We start from the raw sequence: 24,737 nt of genomic DNA, 5'->3' as shown, positions 1-24,737 counted from the left end.
CCGACAACACGGGGCCGTCCTCGCTGCCTGCCGCTCCCCCGAGCGCAGCACCCGAGGGTCGACCTCGCCCCATTTCAGGAGGTTGGATGTTCAGCTCAGCTGACGAGGTCCTCGCGTTCATCAAGGACGAGGACGTCAAGTTCGTCGACATTCGGTTCTGCGATCTGCCCGGTGTCATGCAGCACTTCAACGTGCCGGCTGAGTCGGTCGACGAGGACTTCTTCACCGTTGGCCAGATGTTCGACGGGTCCTCGATCCGCGGCTTCCAGGCCATCCACGAGTCCGACATGAAGCTCGTGCCCGACCCCGCGACGGCCTTCATCGACCCCTACCGCGCCGAGAAGACGCTGGTCATGAACTTCTCGATCCTCGACCCCTTCACGGACGAGCGCTACAGCCGCGACCCGCGCAACATCGCGAGCAAGGCCGAGGAGTACCTCAAGTCCACGGGCATCGCCGACACCGCCTACTTCGGCGCCGAGGCCGAGTTCTACGTCTTCGACGACGTCCGCTTCGAGACGAAGCAGAACGCCGGCTACTACTTCATCGACTCCGTCGAGGCTGCGTGGAACACCGGCCGCGAGGAGGAGGGCGGCAACAAGGGCTACAAGACCCGCTACAAGGGCGGCTACTTCCCCGTCTCCCCCGTCGACCACTTCGCCGACTTCCGCGACAAGATCTGCCTCGAGCTGAAGGAGGTCGGTCTCAACGTCGAGCGCAGCCACCACGAGGTCGGCACTGCGGGCCAGATGGAGATCAACTACCGCTTCAACACGCTGCTGCACTCCGGCGACGACCTGATGAAGTTCAAGTACGTCGTCAAGAACTCCGCGTGGAAGCAGGGCCACACCGCGACCTTCATGCCGAAGCCGCTCTTCGGTGACAACGGCTCCGGCATGCACACCCACCAGTCGCTGTGGAAGAACGGCGAGCCGCTCTTCTACGACGAGCGCGGCTACGGCGGCCTGTCCGACATCGCCCGCTGGTACATCGGTGGCCTGCTCAAGCACGCCCCGTCGCTGCTCGCCTTCACCAACCCGACGGTGAACTCCTACCACCGCCTGGTCCCCGGCTACGAGGCCCCGGTCAACCTGGTCTACTCCGCCCGCAACCGCTCGGCCTGCGTGCGCATCCCGATCACCGGCACCTCGCCGAAGGCCAAGCGCATTGAGTTCCGCGTGCCGGACCCGTCGGCCAACCCGTACCTGTGCTTCGCCGCCCAGCTCATGGCCGGCCTCGACGGCATCAAGAACCGCATCGAGCCGCCGGAGCCGGTCGACAAGGACCTCTACGAGCTGCCGCCCGAGGAGCACGCCGCGATCCAGCAGGTCCCCGGCTCGCTGCCGGCCGTGCTCGACGCGCTCGAGGCCGACCACGAGTACCTCCTCGAGGGGGACGTGTTCACCGAGGACCTCATCGAGGCGTGGATCGACTACAAGCGCAAGAACGAGGTCGACCCGATCCGCTTCCGTCCGCACCCGCACGAGTTCGAGATGTACTTCGACATCTGAGCAGCGCAGAGTCGCTCACCGCGACTCACTGTGGGACAACTGAGCTCCGAAACGCGGGCCCCTCACGGGGCCCGCGTTTCCCATACCTGCGTCAGCCACGCTCGCCACGCAATGTCGTGTCGACGTCGCCGGGTCGCTGCCGGAGTGGCCGGGTGCTCGGGGCCGAGGAAGAGCGAGACACCCTCGACGGCCCGGAGCGGAACCCTGCCTGGCCCGCGCTCGGGTGACGCGTGCGCGTGGCGCGGTGGTCAGCTCACCGCGAAGACGGCCGGAAAGGTCCAGCCGGTGCCGGCCCCGCGACCGGCCAGCGTGAAGCGGCCGCTGCTGTCCCCGGCATACACGATGAAGCTGCCGTCACCCTTGACCCCCACGATGTCGACGTGCCCGTCCCGGTTGAGGTCCCCGGCGGAGAACACCGTCCGGTAGATGCCCCAGCCGGCTCCGACCTGCACGCCGCCGCCGGTGAAACCGCCGGCGCCGTTGCCCCGGTAGAGGTAGAGCGCCCCGGACGGGGTGCGGCCGAACAGGTCGGGCCTCCCGTCGCCGGTGAAGTCGCCCGCACCGAGCACCATGTCGAACATGTTCCAGCCGGAGCCGATCTGCACGCCGCCACCGGTGAACCCGCCGGCGCCGTTGCCCCGGTAGAGGTAGAGCGCGCCGGCCGGGGTGCGGCCGAGCAGGTCGGGCCTCCCGTCGCCGGTGAAGTCGCCGGGAGAGAAGACGGTGTCGTACATGTTCCAGCCGGAGCCGATCTGCACGCCGCCACCGGTGAAGCCGCCGACGCCGTTGCCGCGGTAGAGGAACAGGGCGCCGGCCGGGGTCCGCGCGACCAGGTCCGCCTTCCCGTCGCCGGAGAAGTCGCCAGGGGAGAACACGGTGTCGAACATGTTCCAGCCTGCACCGATCTGTGACCCGCCGGTGACGTAGCCGGCGCCGTCCCCGCGGTAGAGCCGCAGGCTGCCGGTCGAGGTGACCGCGAGGACGTCTGCGATCCCGTCCGCGTCGAAGCCGTGGACGCCGCCCGTGCTCGGTGGCGCTCCGAACCCGAAGGCCTTGAGCATGGCCCGCCAGGTGGCTGGGTCCATGACGCCGGTCGCAGCGACCTGGTGCCTGCTCTGCCAGGCGCTCAGCGCGGATTGGGTCCGGCTGTCGAACGCTCCCGTGGCGCTGACGCCGAGCGCAGTCTGGACGGCGCTCACGACCGGGCCGCTCGAGCCGTACCGGAGGTCCATCCCCGAGTTCGTGACGAGGGTCGTCAGCAGGGCGCTCGAGCCGGAGGGTGCCACCACGGTCGGGTAGCTCGCGCACGGGTTCGGGTTGAAGCCGGCGTACCGCGGCGCCCAGTTCAGGTCCGGGACACGGCAGGGGCCGAAGTCTTGACCCGCGACCGTCCTGGTCCAGTACGAGGTGCGGCCCATCGCCCCTTCCCACGACATGCTGATGTGGATGTGGTTGCGGTGGCAGTTCGTGTCCGAGCTGCTCGCCGGTGTCGAGGCGCAGTTCGAGTAGGGGCGCCACCCCTCCGAGGCGCGGTACGTCGCCCAGATCTTGTCGTTCCAGATGACGTACATGACGCCGAGCCGACGCGCGTTGGCGAACGCGTTGCCGGCTGCGTCCGGCGCCGTCAGCCAGGACAGGAACGCGGACGCCTGTGCGCTCTGAGTCGCGTCGCGCACGTTGAGGAAGAAGTCGACGGCGCGCCCGTCGAAGTGCTCGCTCGTCGATCTCGGCCCCGGCGCGCAGGTCTCGACCGTGCGGTAGTACGAGCCGTACGTCGCCTTGAGCAGGTCGCCGAGCCGGACCGTGCCCGGCTTGGCCACCGGGTCGCAGTCGTTGGACGGCACGTACGCGGCGGGCCGTTCGATCCCGGCGGGCAACCCGGCCGGCCCGGGAGGGACGACCGGTGCCGGGGCCGTCGGAGCTGTCACCGTGACGGGAAGCGCGGCGGTCACGGCGTCGGGCAGGGCGGCGGTCACTGCGGCGGGCACGGTGGCGGCGGCCGCTGGCGCCCCGGCGGCGGCGATGCTGGTGGCCGCGGTCAGCGCGAGCATGGCCGCCAACCGGCGCGGCCGGGCGCAGCGGGTGGGTGTGGGGTCTGGCATCGGAAGCTCGTCTCGTCACGACAGGAAGCAGCGCTGCGCCTGTGGGCGCGGTGCAGGGAACCGGTCAATGGTGACATTTCGGACGAAGCTGCGGGGGCGAACAGTCTTTCCGGGACATTCCCCTCGACGCGTGATGGGACCGCAGGAGGTGGCGTGCGAGGCAGCAGGTCGTCCCTGCCGGCATCACCGGGGTCGGTGGGGTGTCGTGGCGAGGCTTCCCGCAACGGCCGCCCCCGGTCTCCTGGCCCTAGTCGGGACGCCCTTCGTCGCTCAGCACGCGCAAGGACTGCACGCTCGCCAGGTCGGTGATCTCCTCGACGAGGTCGCTGACGAGATGGGGGCTCGCCTCGAGCTGCACGGTGGCGCGCACCGTCGTCTCGGCACCGTCGTGCCGCAGCGTCTTCGCGTCGAGGACGGTTGCGGTGACGCCGCGCTCAGCGGCCAGCCCGAGGGCGACCGGGAGCGTCCCCTGACCTGCCGTGTAGCGCATGAGGAGCGTGGTGCTGACCGGGTCTGCCTGCATCCGCCGGCCCACCTTCGCCAGGACGGTCACCGTGAGCAGGTGGCAGATGGTGGCCATGACGGCGAGCGCGGGCATCCCTGCGCCGCAGGCCATCCCGACCGCGGCCGTCAACCAGATCGATGCCGCGGTCGTGAGGCCGGAGACGCTGCCTCGGCGCACGAAGATGACTCCGGCCCCGAGGAAGCCGATGCCCGACACGATCTGTGCCGCGATCCGCGACGGGTCCACTCCCCCGCCCCGCCCCGCGACGTCCGCGAAGCCGTATGCGGACACCAGCGTGAAGACCGCCGAGCCGACGCCGACGAGCGTATGCGTTCGCAGACCTGCGCTCTTGAAGCGCCGGTGGCGCTCGAGGCCGATGACCGCCGACAGCACGAACGCCAGACCCAGCAGGGCCGTCTCCGTCCAGGTCGTGGCACTGACCCACGTCATGGCGAGTCCATACCCACGAGAGGGTGGCGATTTCGGGCACCTCCCGCCGTCGAGACGGATGTTCGTGGAACGCCCGTCGCAGATCGGGCACAGGTGGGCGATCCTCCCGCGCGCTCAGAACCCCGGTGCCGTCCCCCGCGTCCCATCTCGTACCGTGGGCGAGTGCGCACCCAGGCCGACCGTGACGGCGACGCCGGCCTGATCCGGGTTCGCGGTGCCCACCTGCACAACCTGCAGCACGTCGACGTCGACCTCCCGCGCGACCGGATGGTCGTCGTCACCGGGGTCTCAGGGTCGGGCAAGTCCTCGCTCGCGTTCGGCACCGTCTACGCCGAGTCGCAGCGCCGATTCCTGGAGTCGGTGGCGCCCTACGCGCGCCGCCTCATCAACCAGGTCGAGTCGCCCAGGGTGGAGTCCATCACCGGGCTCCCTCCCGCCGTCGCCCTGCAGCAGCGGCGTTCGGGCGCGGGCGCCCGCTCGAGCGTCGGCACCGTCACCACGCTCTCCAACACGCTCCGGATGCTCTTCTCCCGTGCCGGGACCTACCCGCCCGGTGCACAGCCCCTCGACTCGGACTCCTTCTCCCCCAACACCGTTGCCGGCGCGTGCCCCACCTGTCACGGCCTGGGCCACGTGCACCACCCGACCGAGGCGCTGATGGTGCCCGACCCGTCGCTGTCGATCCGCGAGAAGGCCGTCGCGTCGTGGCCGGGTGCCTGGCTCGGCAAGAACCTGCGCGACATCCTCGACACCCTCGGCTACGACATCGACCGTCCCTGGCGCGAGCTGCCGGCCGTCGACCGCGAGTGGATCCTCTTCGCCGACGAGGATCCGGTCGTCACCGTGCACCCCGAGCGCGAGCCGGGTCGCATCCAGCGCCCCTACCAGGGCCAGTACGTCAGCGCCGCCCGACTCGTGCTGCGCACCCTGTCGGACTCCAAGAGCGCCCCCGCGCGACGGCGCGCGCTGCGGTTCGTCGACACGGTGTCGTGCCCGTCCTGCCACGGACGCCGCCTACGGCCGGAGGCGCTGGCCGTCACCGTGGCCGGGCTGCCGGTCGACCGCTGGTGGCGTATGCCGCTGGGCGAGCTCCGTGACCTCGTGCGGCAGGTGCGCGGCGGGGCCGAGGAGGGCGACGTCGCCGCGAGCCTGGCGCCGGAGCTGGAGGCACGACTCGAGGTGCTCGTCGAGCTCGGCCTCGGCTACCTGTCGCTGGACCGGCAGACCCCCACCCTGTCGTCCGGCGAGCTGCAGCGGCTCCGGCTCGCAACCCAGCTGCGGTCGGGGCTCTTCGGGGTCGTCTACGTCCTCGACGAACCGTCCGCCGGGCTGCACCCGGCCGACCGGGAGCCGCTGCTCGTCGTCCTGGACAGGCTGGTGGCAGAAGGCAACTCGGTGGTCGCCGTCGAGCACTCCGTCGACGTCATGCGTCACGCCGACTGGCTCGTCGACATCGGCCCGGGCGCCGGCGACCTGGGTGGGCGGCTGCTCCACTCAGGCCCCGTCGCGGCCATCGCCGACTCGGCCGAGTCGCTCACGGCGGCCTACGTGCTCGGCACCAGGGCGCCCTCACCCCAGCGCGAGCTGCGGACACCGAAGGGCGAGCTGACACTGCACGGCATCGACCGGCACAACCTCCACGGCACCGACGTCACCATCCCCCTCGGCGTGCTCACGGCGGTCACCGGGGTGTCGGGATCGGGCAAGTCGACGGTGCTCACGGTTCTCGGCGAGTCCCTCGGTCACCAGCTGGGTCAGGCTTCGCGCACTGACCCCGACGCCGACCCCGACGACACGGACGAGGTGGACGCCGCGAGCGGCATACGCGGCGACCTCCCACGCGCGTCGGGCGCCGAGCAGGTGAGGCGGGCCGTCGTCGTCGACCAGCGGCCGATCGGGCGGACCCCGAGGTCCAACCTCGCGACCTACACCGGGCTCTTCGACGGGGTGCGCAGGCTGTTCGCGGCGACCGAGGAGGCGAAGCGTCGTGGCTACGGCGTCGGGCGCTTCTCCTTCAACGTCAAGGGCGGTCGCTGCGAGACCTGCCAGGGCGAGGGGTTCGTGTCGGTGGAGCTGCTGTTCCTCCCGGGCACCTACCGGGTGTGCCCGACCTGTCACGGGGCGCGCTACAACGACGAGACGCTCGAGGTGAGGTGGCGCGGGCTGTCGATCGCCGACGTCCTCGCCCTCAGCGTCGACGACGCACAGCACCTCTTCGACGACGAGAAGGCGGTATCCCGGAGCCTGCGCACGCTGGCGGAGGTGGGGCTCGGCTACCTCGGTCTCGGCCAGCCCGCCACCGAGCTCTCCGGCGGGGAGGCCCAGCGGATCAAGCTCGCCACCGAGCTGCAACGGTCCCAGCGCGCCGGGACGGTCTACCTCCTCGACGAGCCGACGACGGGACTGCACCCCGCCGACGTGGAGGTGCTGATGCGCCAGCTGCAGGGGCTCGTCGACGGCGGGAGCACGGTCGTGGTCGTCGAGCACGACATGTCGGTGGTGGCCCGGTGCGACCACGTGATCGACCTCGGACCCGGCGCAGGTGACGATGGCGGTCGCGTCGTCGTCACCGGATCCCCCTCGGAGGTGGCGCGGGCTGTGGGGAGCCGGACCGCCCCCTACCTGGCCCCGCACCTGGCTGCACGCCTCCCGGCCGCCGGCCGCTGAGCAGGGCACCGAGCGCTGACGGGCCCGAGCGCCCCGTCAGCGGCCCCCGGCCTGGCGGGTGATGTAGCTGACGGCCACGAACGACCTGAACGCCGCCAGTGCGTCCTCCGACTCGATCCGGATGGTCCGGGTCCCGACCCGCTCGGCACCCTTGACCCAGGAGCCGACCTCGGCCATGTCGGCGGTCTGCACGTCGAGCTCGAGCCGGACCGGTCGGTCGAGCTCCGGCGCCCGCAACCGACCGGCCGCGGCCAGCCCGACCGCCTCCGCCGCGGCCGCCTCGATCCGCCGGCACGCGACCCGGGGGTGGAGGTTGGTCGCGGCGAAGCGCGTGATCGAGGTCTTCGTGACGACCGTCGCCGCGTCCGGCGCGAACGGTGCCGTCTCGCGGATCGTCACCTCGTCCCCGGTGACGAGGCCGATCGGCACCCCGAAGTGTGCGGCGGCCAGGGCGTTGATGCCGCTCTCCCCCACCTCGGCGCCGCCGACCCGGGCGCCCGAGAAGACCTCCGGGTTGTAGGTGTGCGACAGCGCCGACGACTCGCCGGAGATGGAGCCGTGGTAGCCGACGAGGAAGGCGACGTCGAACGAGTCGTCGAGCCCCTCCATCATGTAGAGCGGCTTGTGCCGCCCGGACACGTACGTCGCGTCATGGGCCAGGGCGGCGGGGTCGAGGTTGCGCATCTGGCCGTGCGAGTCGTTGACCACCACCTCGGTGGCACCGCCGCCGACGGCGCCGGCGATCGCCGCGTTCACCTCGCCGAGCGTGAGGGCGCAGCCGACGTCGTAGGCCGCCGTCCCCTCCCGGCACTGGGCCCAGTCGACGATGCCGGCGACGCCCTCGAAGTCGAAGGAGAGGTAGACCTTCAACGGACGTCCTTGAGCCGCCCCCAGGCGTGCCAGCGGTCGATGTCGACCCAGGCGCTCACGCGCGGACGGTTGCGGACGGCATACGGCTTGCCGGTGTAGTGGGTCGCGACCCGGTCGATGTCGCGGAGGTGCGTGTCGTCGACCAGGTCGGTGACGTGGCCGAGGATGCTGACGTGGGTGATCCAGTCGTCTGGGTCGATCGCGCTCAGGCTGACGCGGGGGTTGCTGCGCAGGTGCTCGAGGCGCTTGCGGCCCGCGTCCATGTTGACGAGGATCCTGCCGTCCTCGTAGAGGTACCACGTCGGCACCGACACCGGCTGCCCGTCGGGGCGGACGGTGCTGATGGTCGCGTGCCAGGGCTTGACGAGCTCCTCGGCGATCGCGGCCGGCAGTGGTGGCTTGGGCACGGTGGCTCCTCTCGGGTCGGGCCTCCCACGCTAGCCGGGGCACCGCCCCTTGCCAGGCAGGCCCTGATGGGTATCTGGTCGGGGTGGGACCGACGAACGGGGAAGGAACGACGTGGACTTCGGCAGGGGCATCGAGCTGGCGGGCAAGGCCATCGACTTCGCAGGGGTGGCCGTCCTGGTCATCGGGGCGATCGTCGCGGCGGTCCGCGCGATCCAGAACGCCCGCGCGCACCAGCCCGACACGTATCGCCGGTTCCGGCAGCAGCTGGGCCGCACGATCCTGCTGGGACTCGAGCTCCTCGTCGCGGCAGACATCATCCGCACCGTGGCGGTGACGCCCACGCTCTCCAGCGTGCTCGTCCTGGCGATCATCGTGCTGATCCGGACCTTCCTCAGCTTCTCCCTCGAGCTCGAGATCACCGGACGCTGGCCCTGGCAGAAGGACCCGACCGAGGACCGGACGGGTACGACTCCCCCATGACCTCCGACACCCCCGACCTCGAGCGGTTCGTGCGCGCCCAGGACGAGGGCGGCACGTACGCCGCTGCCCTCTCCGAGCTGCGCGCCGGCCGCAAGCGCGGCCACTGGATCTGGTTCGTCCTGCCGCAGGTCGCCGGCCTCGGCCACAGCGAGATGTCGAGGACGTATGCCGTGTCGGGCCTCCCCGAGGCCCGCGCCTACCTGCGCCACCCCGTCCTCGGACCCCGCCTGCGCGAGTGCGCCGACGCGCTGCTCTCCCTCACAACCAGCGATCCCGTCGAGGTGCTGGGGTCGGTCGACGCGACGAAGGTCCGCTCGTCGATGACCCTCTTCGAGCGCGCGGCCGGCGACCCGGACGAGGCGAGGCCCTTCGCCGAGGTGCTCGAGAAGTTCTACGGCGGCAGGCGTGACGACGCGACGCTCGGGGCGCTCGGGGCGCTCGGGGCGTGAACGACGGCCCTCACAGCACGGAGTCGCCTGCAGGGTCGCCCTCCACCGGTGGGACACGCGCAGAGCCCGGCCGTCACGAGCCCGACCCACGCCGCTGGAAGGCGCTGTGGGTCTGCCTCGTGGCCGGCTTCATGACCTTGCTGGACGTCTCGATCGTCAATGTCGCGCTCCCCTCCATCCAGAAGGGCCTCGAGGCGACGCCCAGCGACCTGCAGTGGGTCGTGTCGGGCTACGCCCTGACGTTCGGGCTCACCCTCGTGCCCTCCGGTCGCATCGGCGACGCCCTCGGCCGCCGCACCGTCTTCGTCGTCGGCGTCGTGCTCTTCGGCGTCTCCAGCCTCGCCTGCGGCCTGGCACCGACCAGTGGGCTGCTCGTGGCCGCTCGGCTCGTGCAGGGCGCGGCCGGAGGCATCCTCAACCCCCAGGTCTCGGGCCTGATCCAGCAGCTGTTCCGTGGGCCCGAGCGGGGCCGCGCCTTCGGCATGCTCGGCGCCACCATCGGCATCTCGACCGCGGTGGGACCCGTGGTCGGCGGCGTGATCCTCAACGTCCTGGGCGAGGAGGCGGGCTGGCGCTGGATCTTCTTCGTCAACCTGCCGATCGCGGTCGCCGCCGTGGTGCTGGCCATGCGGTGGCTGCCGGCACCGCCGGAGCGGGACCGCTCCCGGAAGATCGACGTCGACCCGCTCGGCGTGACCCTGCTCGGCGTGGGCGTCCTGGGCATCCTGCTGCCCATCGTCGAGACCGGCCGTGGCGGCACCACGGTCCCCTGGTGGGTCGCCCTCGTCGGCGGCGGCTTCCTCGTGGTCTTCCTGCTGTGGGAGCGCGTCTACACCAGACGTGGGCGCACGCCCCTGGTCGACCTCAAGCTCTTCACCGTTCCCGGCTACTCCGCCGGCGCGACCGTGGGGACCATCTACTTCGGCGGGTTCACCGGCATCTTCTTCGTGCTGACCATCTTCTTCCAGGAGCAGCTGGGCTACTCGCCCCTGCTCGCCGGCCTGGCCGTCACCCCCTTCGCCGCAGGCTCCGCCGTGACCTCGGCCCTGGGCGGCCGCCTCGTCGAGCGCTTCGAACGCTCACTCGTCACCGCCGGACTCGCCGTCGTGCTCTGCGGCCTCATCGCCGTCGACGTGGTCCTGACTGCGGTGCACGGCCCGAGCCTCGGCTGGTGGCTGGCCGGTCCGCTGCTCGTGGCCGGTATCGGCAGCGGGTTCGTCATCTCCCCGAACGTGACCCTCACCGTGGCCCGGGTCCCGGTCGAGCGGGCGGGCACCGCGGGCGGCCTCCTGCAGACCGGGCAGCGCATCGGCACGGCGGCCGGGATCGCGCTGGTCGGCTCCGTCCTCTACGCCGGGATGGCGGCCGGACGCGGCCTCGACCCGGCGGCAGCCCTTCGAGTGGCAGCGGTGCTCGTGGCCGTCGCGCTGGGCGCGAGCGTGGTGGACCTGCGCAACCGCCGCCGGCGGGACCACGAGCCCGCCTGACGGCATACGGCTCGGTCTGCGTGCGCGTCGCCTCGGGGGGTGCCGGCCGCGTCGTGCTCAGGCGGCGCGGGAGGGGGTCGTCGCGTAGGCGCGGTCGACCGCCGAGCGGACGCGACGGTGGGGCCAGGAGACGGCGAGAAGTGCCGTGAGCGCCAGGCACACGCCTGCGCAGACGGCCACGGCCGCGTGGGCGCTGCCGTGCTGTCCCACCCATCCCGCCGCGAGGTAGGACACCCCGCCGGCGGCGACGGACACCGAGCCGGCGAGGCTGAAGATGCGGCCGCGCATCGCCGGCTCGGTCGTGAGGGCGAACGTCGCCTGCAGCGGAACCATGAACGCCTGCATGATGCCTGAGACGAAGAAGATGGCCGCGACCGCCCACAGTGGTGGGTGGAGCGCGGTGAGCAGCAGGGGCACCGGCATCGCCAGCGCCATCGGCAGGATGGACCGGTTCTGGGTCAGCACGTCACACCGCCCGATGAGCAGGATCCCGACGAACGCTCCGACGATGGGTGAGGCCATGAGGACACCACCCCACCCGTTGCCCCCGGCAATGGGCAGGGCCAGCGCCTCGGGCGCCACGATGCCGAGGCACGCGACGGCGCTCAGGCTCATCAGCCGGGCGAGAACCGGGTGGCGGGCCAGGTCGCCCGCCGCCTTGGACAGGTCGCGCGCGAAACCGCGCACCCCACGCCCCCGCTCGCCGGTGACCGGCCGCAGCTGCACCACGAAGAGGACCACGACGGCGCTGACCAGGAAGGTGAGCAGGTCGAAGAGCAGGCCCGTCTCGGGGCCCACCAGCGCGATGAGGCCGCCGCCGACCGCCAGACCGATCGCCTGGTTGAACTGCTCTGACATCGCGCCGAGAGCGACCGCCTTGGCGTAGAGCCGGCGGTCCTCCACGAGGTCGGTGAGCAGCACCATGTAGGAGGCGGTGGAGGCGCCGCCGACCAGCTCGAGCACGAAGAGCACGAGGAAGAGCAGCCCGTAGCCGGCGCCGGCCATCACCAGCCACATCAGGCCGAGCACGCAGGTGGCCCGGAGCAGCTGCGACCAGATGATCACCCACTTGTACGGGAACCGGTCGACGAGGGGTCCGAGCAGGCTGCGCCCGAGGAAGGTGGGCACGAGGCTCACGGCCAGGGTCGTCGCCGTGGCGAGCGGCGAGCCGGTGCGCTCGAAGACGACGGCAGCGATGGTGATCCGGGCGATGAAGTCGCCCCACATCGACAGGGCGTTGGCCAGGAAGACGGGGAGGTACCGGGGCACCCGGAGGACCGCGGCGTACGACGGCGTGCACTCGTCGCTCCCCTGTCTCGGACTCACGTGCCGACGCTACCCCGAGGTGGGGGGTCGTAAAAGTTGAAATCGGTGGCATGTCTGGCACGTCGGGCCACGCGACGCCACAGCTCCGCGAGGGCCGCGCCCTCGCCGGCGGGCCGGCCCATGATGCGGCCGATGCCGTCGAGGTCCCGCAGGTCCGAGGGCACGCTGTCGATCGCCTTCCCGCGCCAGAGCACGCCGGCGTTTCGCATGAGCGCGCCCAGCCGCCAGGCCTCCCACAGCGCGGTGACGTCGTCGGGGGCGATGAGGCCTTCGTCACCGAGTGCGCCTAGGCCGGCCATCGTCCCCGTGACGCGAAGTGCCGGGCGGTCGTACGCGTGCTGGAGCTGGTGCAGCTGCACCACCCACTCGACGTCCGTCAGCCCACCCCGGCCCAGCTTGAGGTGGGTGCGGGGGTCGGCTCCCCGCGGGAGCCGTTCGCTCTCCATGCGAGCCTTGAGCGTGCGGATCTCGCGGACCTGGCGCTCGGTGAGGCCGCCCTGGGGCCAGCGCAGCGGGTCGATGAGCTCGAGGAACTCGTCGGCGAACTGCTGCGGGCCGGCGATCGGGGTCGCTCGCAGCAGCGCCTGGAACTCCCAGGTCAGGGCCCAGCGCTCGTAGTAGGTGCGGAAGGAGTCGATGCTGCGCACCAGGGGGCCGGCCTTGCCCTCGGGGCGAAGGTCGGCGTCGAGCACGAGCGCGGGGTCGGTGCCGGGGGCGGAGAGCAGCTTGCGCAGCTCCTGGACGACGAGCGTGGCCCGTGCCTGCACGTCCTGCTCGGACGCTCCTGCATGCGGTCGGTGCACGAACATGACGTCCGCGTCCGACGCGTAGCCGAGCTCGCCCCCACCGAAGCTCCCCATGGCGACCACGAGGATCTCACCACCGATGGCCTCGCCCTCGCGGCGCTCGACCTCCTCGACCGCGGCATCGAGGGCGACCTGCACGGTGGCGGCGGTCAGGTCGGTGAGGGCGGCGCCCACCCCCTCGAGGTCGATGACCCCGACGAGGTCGCTGACGACGATGCGCAGCTGCTCGTGACGCCGGATGGCCCGGACCGCCGCGACCGCGTCGGCGGCGGTGTCGCGGCGTCCGGCGGCGGACTGCATGGTGCTCGCCAGCGCCTCGCGGGTGCGCGGGACGAGGCCACCGTCGTCGCCGAGCATCGACACGCTCTTCGGGGAGCGCACGAGCAGGTCCGCGGCGTACCGGCTCCGGGCGAGGGTGTGCGCGAGCCGGTCGGCGGCGCGGCCCTCGTCGCGGAGCATCGCGAGGTACCAGTGCGTCGTGCCGAGCTCGTCGGAGACGCGTCGGAACGACAGCAGCCCGGCGTCGGGGTCGGCCTCGTCGGCGAACCAGCCGAGCATGACGGGAAGCAGCGTGCGCTGGATGGCCGCCCGGCGGCTGACGCCGGTCGTGAGCGCCTCGATGTGGCGCAGGGCCCCGGCGGGGTCGCGGAAGCCGAGGGCGAGCAGGCGCTGCTGCGCCGCCTCGGGGCTCAGGCGCGCCTCGCTCGGGCTCAGCTTGGCGGCGGCCGCGAGCAGCGGCCGGTAGAAGAGCCGCTCGTGGAGCCGGCGGACCTCGCGGGCCGAGGCCTGCCGGTCGGCCACGACGGCCTGCTCGGGGTGCGTGCGGTGGCCCATGGCGCGACCGAGCCGGCGCAGGTCGGCCTCGGCGACCGGCATGAGGTGGGTGCGCCGGAGCCGGTGCAGCTGGATGCGGTGCTCGAGACAGCGCAGGTGACGGTAGGCGCGGTCGAGCGTGGCTGCGTCCTCCCGGCCGACGTAGCCGCCCCGGGCGAGCGACGCCAGCGCCTCCAGCGTCGTGGCGGAGCGCAGGGTCGCGTCGGTGCGACCGTGGACGAGCTGGAGCAGCTGGACGCTGAACTCGACGTCGCGCAAGCCGCCGGGGCCGAGCTTGAGCTGGCGGTCGGCCTCGTTGGCGGGCACGTGCTGCTCGACGCGTCGGCGCATGGCCTGCACGTCCTCGACGAAGTTGGCGCGGCCGGCCGCCTCCCACACCATGGGCGAGATCTCGGCCTTGTAGCGCAGCCCGATCTCCTTGTCCCCGGCGGAGACCCACGCCTTGAGCAGGGCCTGGAACTCCCAGGTCTTGGCCCAGCGCTCGTAGTACGCCTTGTGGCTGGCGATCGTGCGCACGAGCGGCCCCTGCTTGCCTTCGGGTCGTAGCGCGGCGTCGACCGGCCACAGGCTGCCCTCGGGGGTGGGCGCCGAGCAGGCTCGCATCAGGGAGGTGGCGAGAGCCGTTCCCACCCGCAGGGCGGTGTCCTCGGTGGCGCCCTCGGCCGGCTCGGCCACGAAGATGACGTCGACGTCGCTGACATAGTTGAGCTCTCCGCCCCCGGTCTTGCCCATGCCGATCACGGCCAGACGGCAGGCCTCGTGGCCGGGGCCGTACTCCTCGCGCGCGATGGCGAGCGCCGCCTCCAGCGCCGCCTCGGCCAGCTCGGCCAGCGCCTCTCCGACGGCCGGCATCTCGGCGAGCGGGTCGGGGCACGTGACGTCGAGGGCCGCGATGCGCAGCAGCCCCCGGCGGTAGGCGATCCGCAGCGCGTCCAGGGCGGTGCGCTCCCCTCGCTCCGCACCGACCGCACGGACGAGGTCGGCACGCGTCTGCTCGCCGGGGTGGCGCTCGGCGCGGGCGGCCTCGACCCAGTGCTCCGGGTGGCGCACGAGGTCGTCGACGAGGGCCGAGGAGGCGCCGAGCACCCCGAGGACGCGCTCGCGGCCCGCTCCGGGCGTCGCGAGCTCGGTGGCGAAGGCGGAGATGCCCCACACCGGGGGGTCACCGGCGCGGGCCAGGGACTCCGCGACGCGGACCAGGCCCAGCAGGCACTGGTCGGGATCGGCCGTGTCTCCCATGACGGCAGCGAGGTCGTCCAGCTGGCCGCCGGGGATCGCCGCGCGCAGCGGGAGCAGTGCGTGGTCCTGGACCAGGGCCGCCGCTCGCTGCGCGTCGGCGAAGCCCAGTCGGGCCAGCGAGCCCTCGGTCGTGGTGGTGCGCGAGGACATGCGTCAGAGTCGCGGCAGGTAGCGCTCGAGCTCGAAGCGGGTCACCTCGCGACGGTAGTCGAGCCACTCCTGGCGCTTGTTGCGCAGGAAGAACTCGAAGACGTGCTCACCGAGCACCTCGGCCACCAGCTCGCTCTCCTCCATCACCTCGAGCGCACGTCCCAGGGACGCCGGCAGGGGCTTGATGCCCATCGCGCGGCGCTCGGCGTCGGTGAGGCTCCAGACGTCGTCCTCGGTCTCCGGCGGCAGCTCGTAGCCCTCCTCGACTCCCTTGAGGCCGGCGGCCAGGAGCACGGCGAAGGCGAGGTAGGGGTTGCACGCCGCGTCGAGCGAGCGCACCTCCACCCGGGTCGACTGGCCCTTGTTGGGCTTGTGCATCGGCACCCGGACCATGGCGGAGCGGTTGTTGTGGCCCCAGGTCAGGTGTGCCGGCGCCTCTCCCCCGCCCCACAGTCGCTTGTAGGAGTTGACCCACTGGTTGGTGACGGCGGCGATCTCGGCGCCGTGGCGCATCAGGCCCGCGATGAACTGACGGCCCACCTTGCTCAGCTGGTAGGGAGCGCCGGCCTCGTAGAACGCGTTGGAGTCGCCCTCGAAGAGCGAGAGGTGGGTGTGCATGCCCGAGCCCGGGTGCTCCGAGAAGGGCTTGGGCATGAAGGTCGCGTAGATGCCCTGGGTCAGGGCCACCTCCTTGACGACGGTGCGGAAGGTCTGGATGTTGTCGGCCGTGCTCAACGCGTCGGCGTAGCGCAGGTCGATCTCGTTCTGGCCCGGTGCGCCCTCGTGGTGGCTGAACTCGACCGAGATGCCCATGTTCTCGAGCATGGTGATGGCGGCGCGGCGGAAGTCGTGGCCGGTGCCGTGCGGCACGTGGTCGAAGTAGCCGGCGTCGTCGACGGGGATCGGCCGGCCATCGGCGTCGCGGCCCTGCTGGAGCAGGAAGAACTCGATCTCGGGGTGCGTGTAGAAGGTGAAGCCGAGGTCGGCGGCCTTGCCGAGGGCGCGCTGGAGCACGTGCCGCGGGTCGGCGAAGCTCGGCGTGCCGTCGGGCAGCTGCAGGTCGCAGAACATGCGCGCGGTGCCGGGCGGGTCGCCGCGCCAGGGCAGGATCTGGAAGGTCGAGGGGTCGGGCTTGGCCAGCATGTCGGCCTCGTAGACGCGGGCGAAGCCCTCGATCGCCGAACCGTCGAAGCCGATCCCCTCGGCGAAGGCGCCCTCGAGCTCGGCGGGCGCGACCGCGACCGACTTGAGGGTGCCGAGGACGTCCGTGAACCAGAGACGGACGAAGCGGATGTCGCGCTCTTCGATGGTGCGCAGCACGAACTCTTCCTGACGGTTCATGTGTCGATCCTGCCGCATGGCTGTTTCGGGGATGTTGCGGGACACGGGCTTTCGCCCGCAAGAGCGCGTATGCCGCCGGGCGGGCACGCGAAGGGCCCCCGGGGTGTCCCCGGGGGCCCTCCGTCTCATGACCCTGGGGTCACTTGAACTTGACCATGACCTGCAGCTCGTTGCCGCCGTCTCGGGTGTTCGTGACCGTCATCGTCGTGCCCGAGCCGGCCACCTTGGTGGACGCCCACGGGTTCTTCTCCGACCAGTAGCGGTTCGGGTCCGAGTCGTCGAACGTCGGGATCGCCGGCTGCGACGGGACGGTCGTCGGGACACCGTTGCGGTGGAAGGTCACCGCGTCGGTCGCCTCCTGGCCGAAGGTGGCGTCGAACGGCTGGCGGCGGTTGCCGAGCCGGGTCTGAGAGCCGTCGGCGTTGTTGAGGTAGACCGGCGCCGGGCGGGCGTCGACCGGGAGCACCTCGCCGCCACCGGGGTGGGCCGACGTGTTGTTGTCGGTGTACTCACCGTTGGCGAACCAGACGAGCATGCCGTTCTGGTACGGGAAGCGCTCCACCCAGTCGGGCTTGGTGGTGCCCCAGCCGAAGTTGTACGGGCCGGTCTGGAGCGTCTTGTCGTAGCCGCTGTAGGTGCGGTTCTCGGCGAAGTAGAAGTCCTGGACCTGCTTGCTCGAGGTCCCGCTGGAGATCGAGAAGCCCTTGGCCGTCCACGCGCCGGCACCCGACTCGACGTCATCCACGGCGCCGGTCACACCGTCGGTGGTGACGGCAATGTCGTCGATGAACGCCTCGCTGGAGACGCCGCCGTCGGTGGCGACCCGGAAGCGGAACTGGACGTTCTGGCCCTTGTAGGCCGAGAGGTCCCAGGACTTCTTCGCCCAGCCGAAGACATCGTTGACCGGTGCGCCGACCTGCTGCCAGGTGGCACCGTTGTCGGTGGACACCTCGCCGTACAGGTAGTCGTAGTCCTTCTCGAGGTTGCCCTGCACCCAGGCGTCGACAGAAGCCGACGTCTTGGCGCCGGTGAGGTCGACGGTGCGGGAGAGCGTCGAGTTGAGGTTGTCACCGAACCCGCTCCACCACTCGGCCTTGCCCGAGTGGGGCGTGTTGCGCACCGACGTCACGGTTCGCTCGGGAAGCGGCACGACGATGGCCTGCGCCGACCCGGTCTTGGTGGCGAGGTCGGCCTGGCTCAGCTTGACCGAGGTGTTCTCACCGAAGGGCACGGTCTTGTGGTCGAGCCAGCCGAGCTGGAGCTTCTCCCACGGGCCCATGTACCCGGGCGTGGTGCCGATCGAGTCGGTGCCGTGGTTGAGCCACGAGCCACCGCTCATCAGGGTCCAGAACGCGGTGCCGTTGTCGCCACCGGCGGTGTCGTAGAGGTCCGGCAGGCCCAGGTCGTGGCCGAACTCGTGAGCGAAGACGCCGAGGCCACCGTTCTCGGGCTCGGTCGTGTAGTCGCCGATCCACATGCCGGTGTCACCGAGCGGCACGCCACCGAGCTTGTTGAAGTCGGGACCGGTCTTGCCCTGGTTGTTGGAGTAGGCGTACCAACGGTGCGACCAGATGGCGTCCTCACCCTGCGCGCCGCCACCGGCCTCCTCGCCCTCACCGGCGTGGATGGCCTGGAAGTGGTCGATGTAGCCGTCGGGCTCGTTGTAGTTGTGGTCGCCGTCGTAGTCGTAGCGGTCGACCTTGTCGAACTGCGCGAGGTACTCCTTGATCTGCGCCGGGGTCTTGCCGGCGGCGATCTGCCCGTCGTACCAGGCCTTGGCGGTGTCACGCACGAACGGCCAGTAGGTCGAGCTCTGCGCGTACTTGTTGGAGCCGTACCGAGCCTCGTTGTAGGGCACCTTGACCCAGTCGGACACGTCGCCCTTGGCCAGGAAGCGGCCGTTGGACTGCTTGAGGTAGAAGTCGCGGAAGGACTCGCCGTCGCCGAACATCATCTGCTGGTAGTGCTCGCGGTTGAAGTCCGAGGTCCAGTACGTCGAGTTGTCGTCGGTCGAGCTGCCGTCCCACTTGCGGTCGGGCTCAGGGATCTGGTTGTGCACCGGACCGGCAGAGCCCGCCGTGGCCGGGCTGATCTGGTCGCCGAAGTCGACGAGGATCGTGAAGATGTCCTCTTCCCGGTTCACCGGGTAGTTGACGTACTTCGACTTCCCGTTGTTGCCCTTGACCTCGATGACGCGGTTGCCGTTGACGGTCTTGGTGGTCGCCTCGCCCTTGAGGAGCTTGGCGACAGCGTCCTTGCGCTCGGCCGTCTGGGCATCGGCGAGCGGGTTGGGCAGGTTGTCGGGCTGGGAGGCCTGGGCTGCAGCGGGGTCTCCGCTCACCGGGGCCTTGGCGACGGGGCTTGCCTGAGCCTGCATCGGGGCGGTGAGCCCGGTGACGACGAGCGCCCCCACGGCCAGCCCCGAGACAGCACTCCATTGGCGCTTGTTCACGTGATTTGTCCTCCTGGTCACAAGGCGCCGCAATCGGGCGCCTCGCGTATGCAAACACACATCACAGACAATCTGCCGACTGCTCACAGAAGATTTGAAAAATCTTGTGCATCAACGGGGTTCGCGTCCAGAAACCGTAAAAACTTCGTAAAGAACTGCACCGCTGATCTTTACGAAACAGGCTCTCCTCGCATATACGAGGGCCGCGGTGGGTCAACGAACGGCGTGGCTATGCTCGGCCCCATGAGCGGAGCAGCGCCCGAGGAGCAGAGTCCCTACGGTTCCGGGGCCTCGGCCCAGCGCCCGTCCGGGGCCGCGTCGCCGACGCCGCGCAGGGTACGCATCCCGCACCTGCAGGCGATGAAGGCCGAGGGGCGCCGCTGGGCGATGCTCACGGCATACGACATGTACGCGGCCGAGATCTTCGACGAGGCCGGCATCCCCGTGCTGCTCGTCGGCGACTCCGCGGGCAACAACGTCTACGGCTACGAGACGACGGTGCCGGTGACGCTCGACGAGATGGTGCCCCTGGTTCGGGCCGTCGCCTCGGCCGCGCGCCGCGCGCTCGTCGTGGCCGACCTGCCCTTCGGCTCCTACGGCGCCTCGGTCGAGCAGGGCTTCGCCAGCGCCGTGCGACTCATGAAGGAGGGCCGCGCCCACGCCGTCAAGCTCGAAGGTGGCGCGGCGATGGCGCCGCTCGTGCAGGCGCTGACGGGTGCCGGCATCCCGGTGATGGCCCACCTCGGCTTCACCCCGCAGAGCGAGCACCAGCTCGGCGGCTACCGGGTGCAGGGGCGGGGCGACGCGGCCGACGCGCTCGTCGGCGACGCCCTGGCCCTGCAGCGGGCCGGCGCCTTCTCGGTGGTCCTCGAGATGGTGCCCAGCCCCGTGGCCGAACGCGTCACCAAGGAGCTCGACATCCCCACGATCGGCATCGGCGCCGGCGCCGGCACCGACGCCCAGGTGCTCGTGTGGAGCGACTTCGCGGGCCTGCGCAGCGGCCGGACCCCCCGCTTCGTCAAGAAGTACGCCGACCTGCGCGGCACGCTCCTCGACGCCGCCCGGGCGTATGCCGCCGACGTGGAGTCGGGCGCCTTCCCCGACGCCGAGCACTCGTTCGAGTCCTGACCCTCGCGTGACAGCGGTGCCCACCGGCTCTGGGCCGGTGGGCACCGCTGTGCTGCGTCAGAGGACCCTGTCAGGCGTCGTCGTCACGTGAGCCGCCGCGCTCGTTCCACTCGCGGTCCTCGGCGTCCCACTGCTCCGTCTTCTGGTGCGCGGTGTCGAGGGCAGCCCGGGCAGCCGCCTCCGTCGGGTAGGGGCCGAGCACCTGCTCGCCCCGGCTGCGGTTCTCGTCGGTCTCGACCTGGCCGGTGTCGACGTTGTACCAGTAGCTCACTCGTCCACTCCCTCTCCCTTGCGGGCTGCGTCGCGACGTCCGGAGGGGCGTCCGGCAGGGCCGGTCCGCACCGTGGGCGCCGCGCGTGGACGCCACCCGTCCACGACCTAGACTCCACCGTATGCCGTTGCTCCATCCGCGGGTGTCCCCGCACGCTCTCAGCCCGCGACGTCGTGTCCCGGCCGCCATCGACCGGCCGCACTACGTCGACGTGGCGAACTTCCGCGAGGACGGCGACGTGCGCATCAAGGACGCCGAGACCGTCGAGAAGATGCGCATCGCCTCGCGCATCGCGGCGACCGCCATGGTCGAGGCGTCCAAGGCCGTCGCTCCCGGCGTCACCACCGACCAGCTGGACGCGATCGCCCACGAGTACATGCTCGACCACGGCGCCTACCCCTCTCCCCTGGGCTACAAGGGGTTCCCCAAGTCGGTGTGCACGAGCGTCAACGAGGTGATCTGTCACGGCATCCCCGACGCCCGCCCCCTCGAGGACGGCGACATCGTCAACATCGACGTGACGGCATACATCCACGGGGTCCACGGCGACACGGACGCCACCTACCTCGTGGGCGACGTCGACGAGGAGTCGCGCCTGCTCGTCGAGCGCACCCACGAGGCGATGATGCGCGGCATCCGCGCCGCCCGGCCCGGCCGCGAGATCAACGTCATCGGGCGCGTCATCGAGAGCTACGCCAAGCGCTTCGGCTACGGCGTCGTCCGTGACTTCACCGGCCACGGGATCGGCCTGGAGTTCCACTCCGGTCTCATCGTGCCGCACTACGACGCGGCCCCGCACTACGACACGGTGATCGAGCCCGGCATGACGTTCACCATCGAGCCGATGCTCAACCTCGGCACCCACGAGTGGACCATGTGGGACGACGGCTGGACCGTCGTCACCCGCGACGGCCGGCGCTCGGCCCAGTTCGAGCACACGATCCTCATCACCGACGACGGCAACGAGATCCTCACGCTGCCCGAGGACGCCCCGGCCTCGTAGGCTTCTCCCCGGCGTCCGGCGCCTCCACACTCGCACCACCATCACCACACCACCCCACACCACGATCGACCACGTCCTCGACAAGGAAGCAGGGACCATGGCCAGGCAGGGCAAGCCCCTTGGTATCGACATCGGCGGCAGCGGCATCAAGGGCGCTCCCGTCGACCTGGTTGACGGCGAGCTCGCCGGCAAGCGGCTGAAGATCCTCACGCCGAAGCCCGCCACCCCGGATGCCGTGGCCGAGGTCGTCGACCAGATCGTCGACCACTTCGCCGACGTCACGGGCGACTCCCCGATCGGCGTGACGGTGCCCGCCGTCGTCATCCGCGGCACGGTGCTCTCGGCCGCCAACATCGACCCCTCCTGGATCAACACGGACGCCGAGTCCCTCATCCAGGAGCACACGGGACGCGAGGTGACCGTCCTCAACGACGCAGACGCCGCCGGCCTGGCCGAGCTCTACTACGGCGCAGCCAAGGGCGTGCAGGGCCTCGTCATCCTCACCACGCTCGGCACGGGGATCGGCAGCGCACTGATCCACGACGGTCGGCTCATCCCCAACTCGGAGCTCGGCCACCTCGAGATCGACGGCTACGACGCCGAGGACCGGGCCGCATCGTCGGTCAAGGACAACGAGGGCCTCTCCTGGGACGAGTACGTCGAGCGGCTGCAGACCTACTACGACACCCTCGAGAAGCTCTTCTCCCCCGACCTGATCATCGTCGGCGGCGGCATCTCCAAGGACAGCGACGACTTCCTGCCGAAGCTCAAGCTGCGCTGCCCCATCGTGCCGGCGCAGCTGCGCAACCAGGCCGGGATCATCGGGGCGGCGCACCTGGCCGTCGACCTCGCAGCGGCCCGCGCCTGACCCGTTCCCTCCCGTCGAGTGCCCGCTTCCCGACGGGGGCGTTGTCAGCCGCGGCGCAGCGACGACAGCAGTTCCGGCGCGCGCCGGTCGTAGAGGCGCGCGCCCACCGCGACGCCGCCCCGGGCGACGGCGCAACCCAGCGCCACGCCGGCGGGGGCTGCCGCCCACGCCGCCGCCTGCGAGCCCTGCCAGGACAGCCATCCGAGCAGGAGCACGGGCGAGGCCAGTGCCAGCGTGCCGATGCTGGCCATCGACTGGCCGGCCAGGGCGATGCCCGCCGCTCCCGGCGGAGCGCTGAACGGGCTCTCGCCCGACTCCGGGACCGGGTAGGGCAACGCGATGTTCATGACGCTCGACACGGCATACCCACCGCCCAGCAGGGCGACGGCGACGCCGAGGGCCGCCGGCAGCAGGTCCCAGCGACCCGCCACCCCCACCCCGATGAGGGAGTGGACGGGGACGAGCACCGCCCCGAGCATGAGGTCCGGGAGCAGCCGCCCCCGTCGGTCGTCGCGGCCGGTGGTGCCGGAGACGATGTGCAGCCACAGGGCGTCGGACTCGTACGAGACCGCGTTGTGCCCGCTCCACCCCAGCAGGAAGGCGACGAGCGGCCCCATGAGCAGCGGCGGCCAGGTGCCGTGTCCGGTGTAGAAGGGGATCAGCAGCGCGAAGGGCACGATCGGCGTCATCGCCATGCTGATCTGGAAGCGCGGGTCACGGCGCCAGTACGTCAGCACGCGGGCGCCGACGGCCCCCGCAGGGCTGTCGGGCAGGCGGGCCAGTAGCCCGAGGTCATCGCCTGCGGAGGCGCCGGAGTCCGAGCGCGACACGGCTCGCGGGTCGTCGACCTCCCTGCGCAGCGCCCGCGACCAGAGGCGGAAGACGACGGCGAGGAGCCCCGCGGCCAGCACCAGCCGCACCGCCCCGGTGAGGGCGCTCCCGGCTGCGACGTCGCCCGGAGCCGCCCAGGCCCAGCCCAGCGGAGACCAGCCGACGATGCTCGCGGCGCCGGCGGCCAGGTGGCCCAGGTCGTCGCCGAGGTTGGCCGCGACCGAGACGACGGGCCCGACGACGACCAGCAGGAGCAGGCCGAGGACCGCCACGGCGTCGCGTCCGCGTCGGCTCGAGATGGCCTGGGTGAGGACCGCCGACAGCCACCGGCTCGTCACGATGGCGGTCAGCAGCCCGATGGCCGTCGACACGATGCCGACGAGGGTCGAGGCCGGCGTCTGGGACCACGCGACCACCACGCCCGCGCACAGCACCATGGACGCGAGGGCAGGAAGCCCGACGAGAGCCGCGACCACCAGTCCCACCGCGAGGTCCCGGTGCGGGACGGCGAAGGTCGCGAACCGCCCCGGGTCGAGCGTCGGGTCGGAGCCGAAGGAGAAGAGCGGCACCACCGTCCACAGCACGATCCCGGCGGCGCCGGCGAGCGGGATGACGACCCGCGCCTCGTCGAGCGAGCCCCGGAAGGAGGCGATGATGATGGCGAGCCCGGTCACGAGGACCGCGAAGTAGGCGACCCCGACGACGGCGCCGATGGTCTGGGCCCGGCTGCGGCGGAAGACGTTTCGCAGCAGCGAGAGCTTCAGTCGGACGAGGTGCGCAACCACGACAGCCCCACCACCTCGGTCGAGCCACCGACGAGGTCGACGAAGCGCTCCTCGAGCGACCGGCCCGCCCGGACGTCGTTCAGCTCTCCTGCAGCGAGGACCAGACCGTCGGAGACGACCGCGACGTGGCTGCACATGCGCTCGACGAGGTCCATCACGTGGCTCGAGAGGACGACGGTGCCACCGGACGCGACGAAGTCCGCGAGGATGTGCCGGATCGTCGCCGCCGACACCGGGTCGACCGCCTCGAACGGCTCGTCGAGCACGAGCACCCGCGGGGCGTGCACGAGGGCCGACGCCAGTGTCACCTTCTTCGTCATGCCGGCGGAGTAGTCGACGACCAGCTTGCCCCGCGCCTCGGTGAGGCCCAGGGCCTCGACGAGCTCGGCAGCCCGCTGGGACGCGAGGTCACGCGGCAGCCCGCGGAGCAGGCCGGCATACGTGATCAGCTGCAGGCCGGTGAGCCGGTCGAAGAGCTTGAGCCCGTCGGGCAGCACCCCGACGAGGCGCTTGGCCTCCACGGGGTCGGCCCAGACGTCGCGCCCCAGGACGAAGGCCTGCCCGGCGTCGGGGCGCAGCAGGCCGGTCACCATCGACAGCGTCGTCGTCTTGCCCGCGCCGTTGGGTCCGACGAGCCCGAAGAACGAGCCACGCGGAACGTCGAGGTCGATGCCCTTGACGGCGATGAGGTCGCCGAAGCGTTTGCCCAGCCCGCGCACCGCGATCGCCGGTCCGCCGGTCGGCTCCCCCTGCGGCGCAGGCAGATCCATGAGG

19 protein-coding genes are annotated in these 24,737 nt (G+C 71.3%); 8 read left to right on the top strand and 11 right to left on the bottom strand.

Annotation, left to right across the window (positions count from 1 at the left end):
- Positions 1-86: 86 nt before the first annotated feature.
- On the top strand, positions 87-1,511 hold the full coding sequence (gene glnA, locus ABD241_RS05360; protein ID WP_142186921.1) for a type I glutamate--ammonia ligase: 1,425 nt from the start codon (positions 87-89) through the stop codon (positions 1,509-1,511).
- 248 nt (positions 1,512-1,759) lie between these two features.
- On the opposite strand, the gene ABD241_RS05355 is transcribed toward glnA (ABD241_RS05360), so the two are convergent.
- Positions 1,760-3,613: an FG-GAP-like repeat-containing protein gene (locus ABD241_RS05355; RefSeq protein ID WP_344059171.1), complete on the bottom strand. Its 1,854-nt coding sequence runs from the start codon at positions 3,611-3,613 to the stop codon at positions 1,760-1,762.
- Positions 3,614-3,860: 247 nt separating this feature from the next.
- Positions 3,861-4,568, bottom strand: coding sequence for an MgtC/SapB family protein (locus ABD241_RS05350; protein WP_344059169.1), 708 nt, complete (start codon positions 4,566-4,568; stop codon positions 3,861-3,863).
- A 162-nt stretch (positions 4,569-4,730) separates the two neighbouring features.
- Here ABD241_RS05350 and ABD241_RS05345 point away from each other — a divergent pair, with 162 nt between their 5' ends.
- Positions 4,731-7,235 (top strand): excinuclease ABC subunit UvrA, encoded by a 2,505-nt coding sequence (locus tag ABD241_RS05345; RefSeq protein ID WP_344059167.1) that lies wholly within the window; start codon positions 4,731-4,733, stop codon positions 7,233-7,235.
- 36 nt (positions 7,236-7,271) lie between these two features.
- On the opposite strand, the gene ABD241_RS05340 is transcribed toward ABD241_RS05345, so the two are convergent.
- Positions 7,272-8,105, bottom strand: coding sequence for a M55 family metallopeptidase (locus tag ABD241_RS05340; RefSeq protein WP_344059165.1), 834 nt, complete (start codon positions 8,103-8,105; stop codon positions 7,272-7,274).
- Complete coding sequence (locus ABD241_RS05335) at positions 8,102-8,512, bottom strand: TIGR03618 family F420-dependent PPOX class oxidoreductase (RefSeq protein ID WP_344059163.1); 411 nt, start codon at positions 8,510-8,512, stop codon at positions 8,102-8,104. Before ABD241_RS05335 ends, ABD241_RS05340 begins: the two co-directional genes overlap by 4 nt.
- Before the next feature lie 112 nt (positions 8,513-8,624).
- On the opposite strand from ABD241_RS05335, the gene ABD241_RS05330 reads away from it, so the two are divergent.
- From ABD241_RS05330 to ABD241_RS05320, 3 genes are read left to right on the top strand one after another with little or no spacing between them, the layout of a single operon-like run.
- Entirely contained in the window at positions 8,625-8,993 is a 369-nt protein-coding gene (locus ABD241_RS05330) for a DUF1622 domain-containing protein (RefSeq protein ID WP_142186935.1), read from the top strand.
- Entirely contained in the window at positions 8,990-9,442 is a 453-nt protein-coding gene (locus ABD241_RS05325; RefSeq protein WP_344059160.1) for a DUF1810 domain-containing protein, read from the top strand. Before ABD241_RS05330 ends, ABD241_RS05325 begins: the two co-directional genes overlap by 4 nt.
- Positions 9,439-10,929 (top strand): MFS transporter, encoded by a 1,491-nt coding sequence (locus ABD241_RS05320; RefSeq protein WP_344059158.1) that lies wholly within the window; start codon positions 9,439-9,441, stop codon positions 10,927-10,929. Before ABD241_RS05325 ends, ABD241_RS05320 begins: the two co-directional genes overlap by 4 nt.
- Before the next feature lie 57 nt (positions 10,930-10,986).
- Here the strand turns inward: ABD241_RS05320 and ABD241_RS05315 are convergent, their stop codons facing one another.
- The 4 genes from ABD241_RS05315 to ABD241_RS05300 form a co-directional block, all read right to left on the bottom strand.
- Positions 10,987-12,255: an MFS transporter gene (locus ABD241_RS05315; RefSeq protein ID WP_344059156.1), complete on the bottom strand. Its 1,269-nt coding sequence runs from the start codon at positions 12,253-12,255 to the stop codon at positions 10,987-10,989.
- Positions 12,252-15,284, bottom strand: a complete 3,033-nt coding sequence (locus tag ABD241_RS05310) for a bifunctional [glutamine synthetase] adenylyltransferase/[glutamine synthetase]-adenylyl-L-tyrosine phosphorylase (protein ID WP_344059154.1) — start codon at positions 15,282-15,284, stop codon at positions 12,252-12,254. Before ABD241_RS05310 ends, ABD241_RS05315 begins: the two co-directional genes overlap by 4 nt.
- 3 nt (positions 15,285-15,287) lie before the next feature.
- On the bottom strand, positions 15,288-16,625 hold the full coding sequence (gene glnA / locus ABD241_RS05305; RefSeq protein WP_344059151.1) for a type I glutamate--ammonia ligase: 1,338 nt from the start codon (positions 16,623-16,625) through the stop codon (positions 15,288-15,290).
- Between the two features lie 139 nt (positions 16,626-16,764).
- A complete protein-coding gene (locus tag ABD241_RS05300) occupies positions 16,765-19,077 on the bottom strand; it encodes an immune inhibitor A domain-containing protein (protein ID WP_344059149.1) in 2,313 nt (770 codons plus the stop codon).
- A gap of 243 nt (positions 19,078-19,320) precedes the next feature.
- Between ABD241_RS05300 and panB the strand changes: the two genes are divergently transcribed.
- The gene (gene panB, locus ABD241_RS05295) at positions 19,321-20,205 is read left to right on the top strand and encodes a 3-methyl-2-oxobutanoate hydroxymethyltransferase (RefSeq protein WP_344059147.1); all 885 of its coding nucleotides are present in this window, start codon (positions 19,321-19,323) and stop codon (positions 20,203-20,205) included.
- 70 nt (positions 20,206-20,275) lie between these two features.
- On the opposite strand, the gene ABD241_RS05290 is transcribed toward panB, so the two are convergent.
- Complete coding sequence (locus ABD241_RS05290; protein WP_344059145.1) at positions 20,276-20,476, bottom strand: methionine aminopeptidase; 201 nt, start codon at positions 20,474-20,476, stop codon at positions 20,276-20,278.
- A gap of 121 nt (positions 20,477-20,597) precedes the next feature.
- Between ABD241_RS05290 and map the strand changes: the two genes are divergently transcribed.
- The gene (gene map / locus ABD241_RS05285; protein ID WP_344059143.1) at positions 20,598-21,479 is read left to right on the top strand and encodes a type I methionyl aminopeptidase; all 882 of its coding nucleotides are present in this window, start codon (positions 20,598-20,600) and stop codon (positions 21,477-21,479) included.
- A 97-nt stretch (positions 21,480-21,576) separates the two neighbouring features.
- Positions 21,577-22,347 carry a polyphosphate--glucose phosphotransferase gene (gene ppgK / locus ABD241_RS05280; RefSeq protein WP_344059141.1) on the top strand — a complete coding sequence of 257 codons (771 nt, stop codon included), beginning with the start codon at positions 21,577-21,579 and terminating at the stop codon, positions 22,345-22,347.
- A 44-nt stretch (positions 22,348-22,391) separates the two neighbouring features.
- Here the strand turns inward: ppgK and ABD241_RS05275 are convergent, their stop codons facing one another.
- Positions 22,392-23,963, bottom strand: a complete 1,572-nt coding sequence (locus ABD241_RS05275; protein ID WP_344059139.1) for a hypothetical protein — start codon at positions 23,961-23,963, stop codon at positions 22,392-22,394.
- Complete coding sequence (locus tag ABD241_RS05270) at positions 23,939-24,733, bottom strand: ABC transporter ATP-binding protein (RefSeq protein ID WP_344059137.1); 795 nt, start codon at positions 24,731-24,733, stop codon at positions 23,939-23,941. The genes ABD241_RS05275 and ABD241_RS05270 overlap by 25 nt, the downstream gene beginning before the upstream one ends.
- Positions 24,734-24,737: the final 4 nt, after the last annotated feature.

This window comes from Terrabacter lapilli, from assembly GCF_039531305.1.
GTDB lineage: Bacteria > Actinomycetota > Actinomycetes > Actinomycetales > Dermatophilaceae > Terrabacter > Terrabacter lapilli.
Note: the sequence above shows the minus strand (reverse complement) of the source record. Positions and strands in the feature narration are given on the sequence as shown.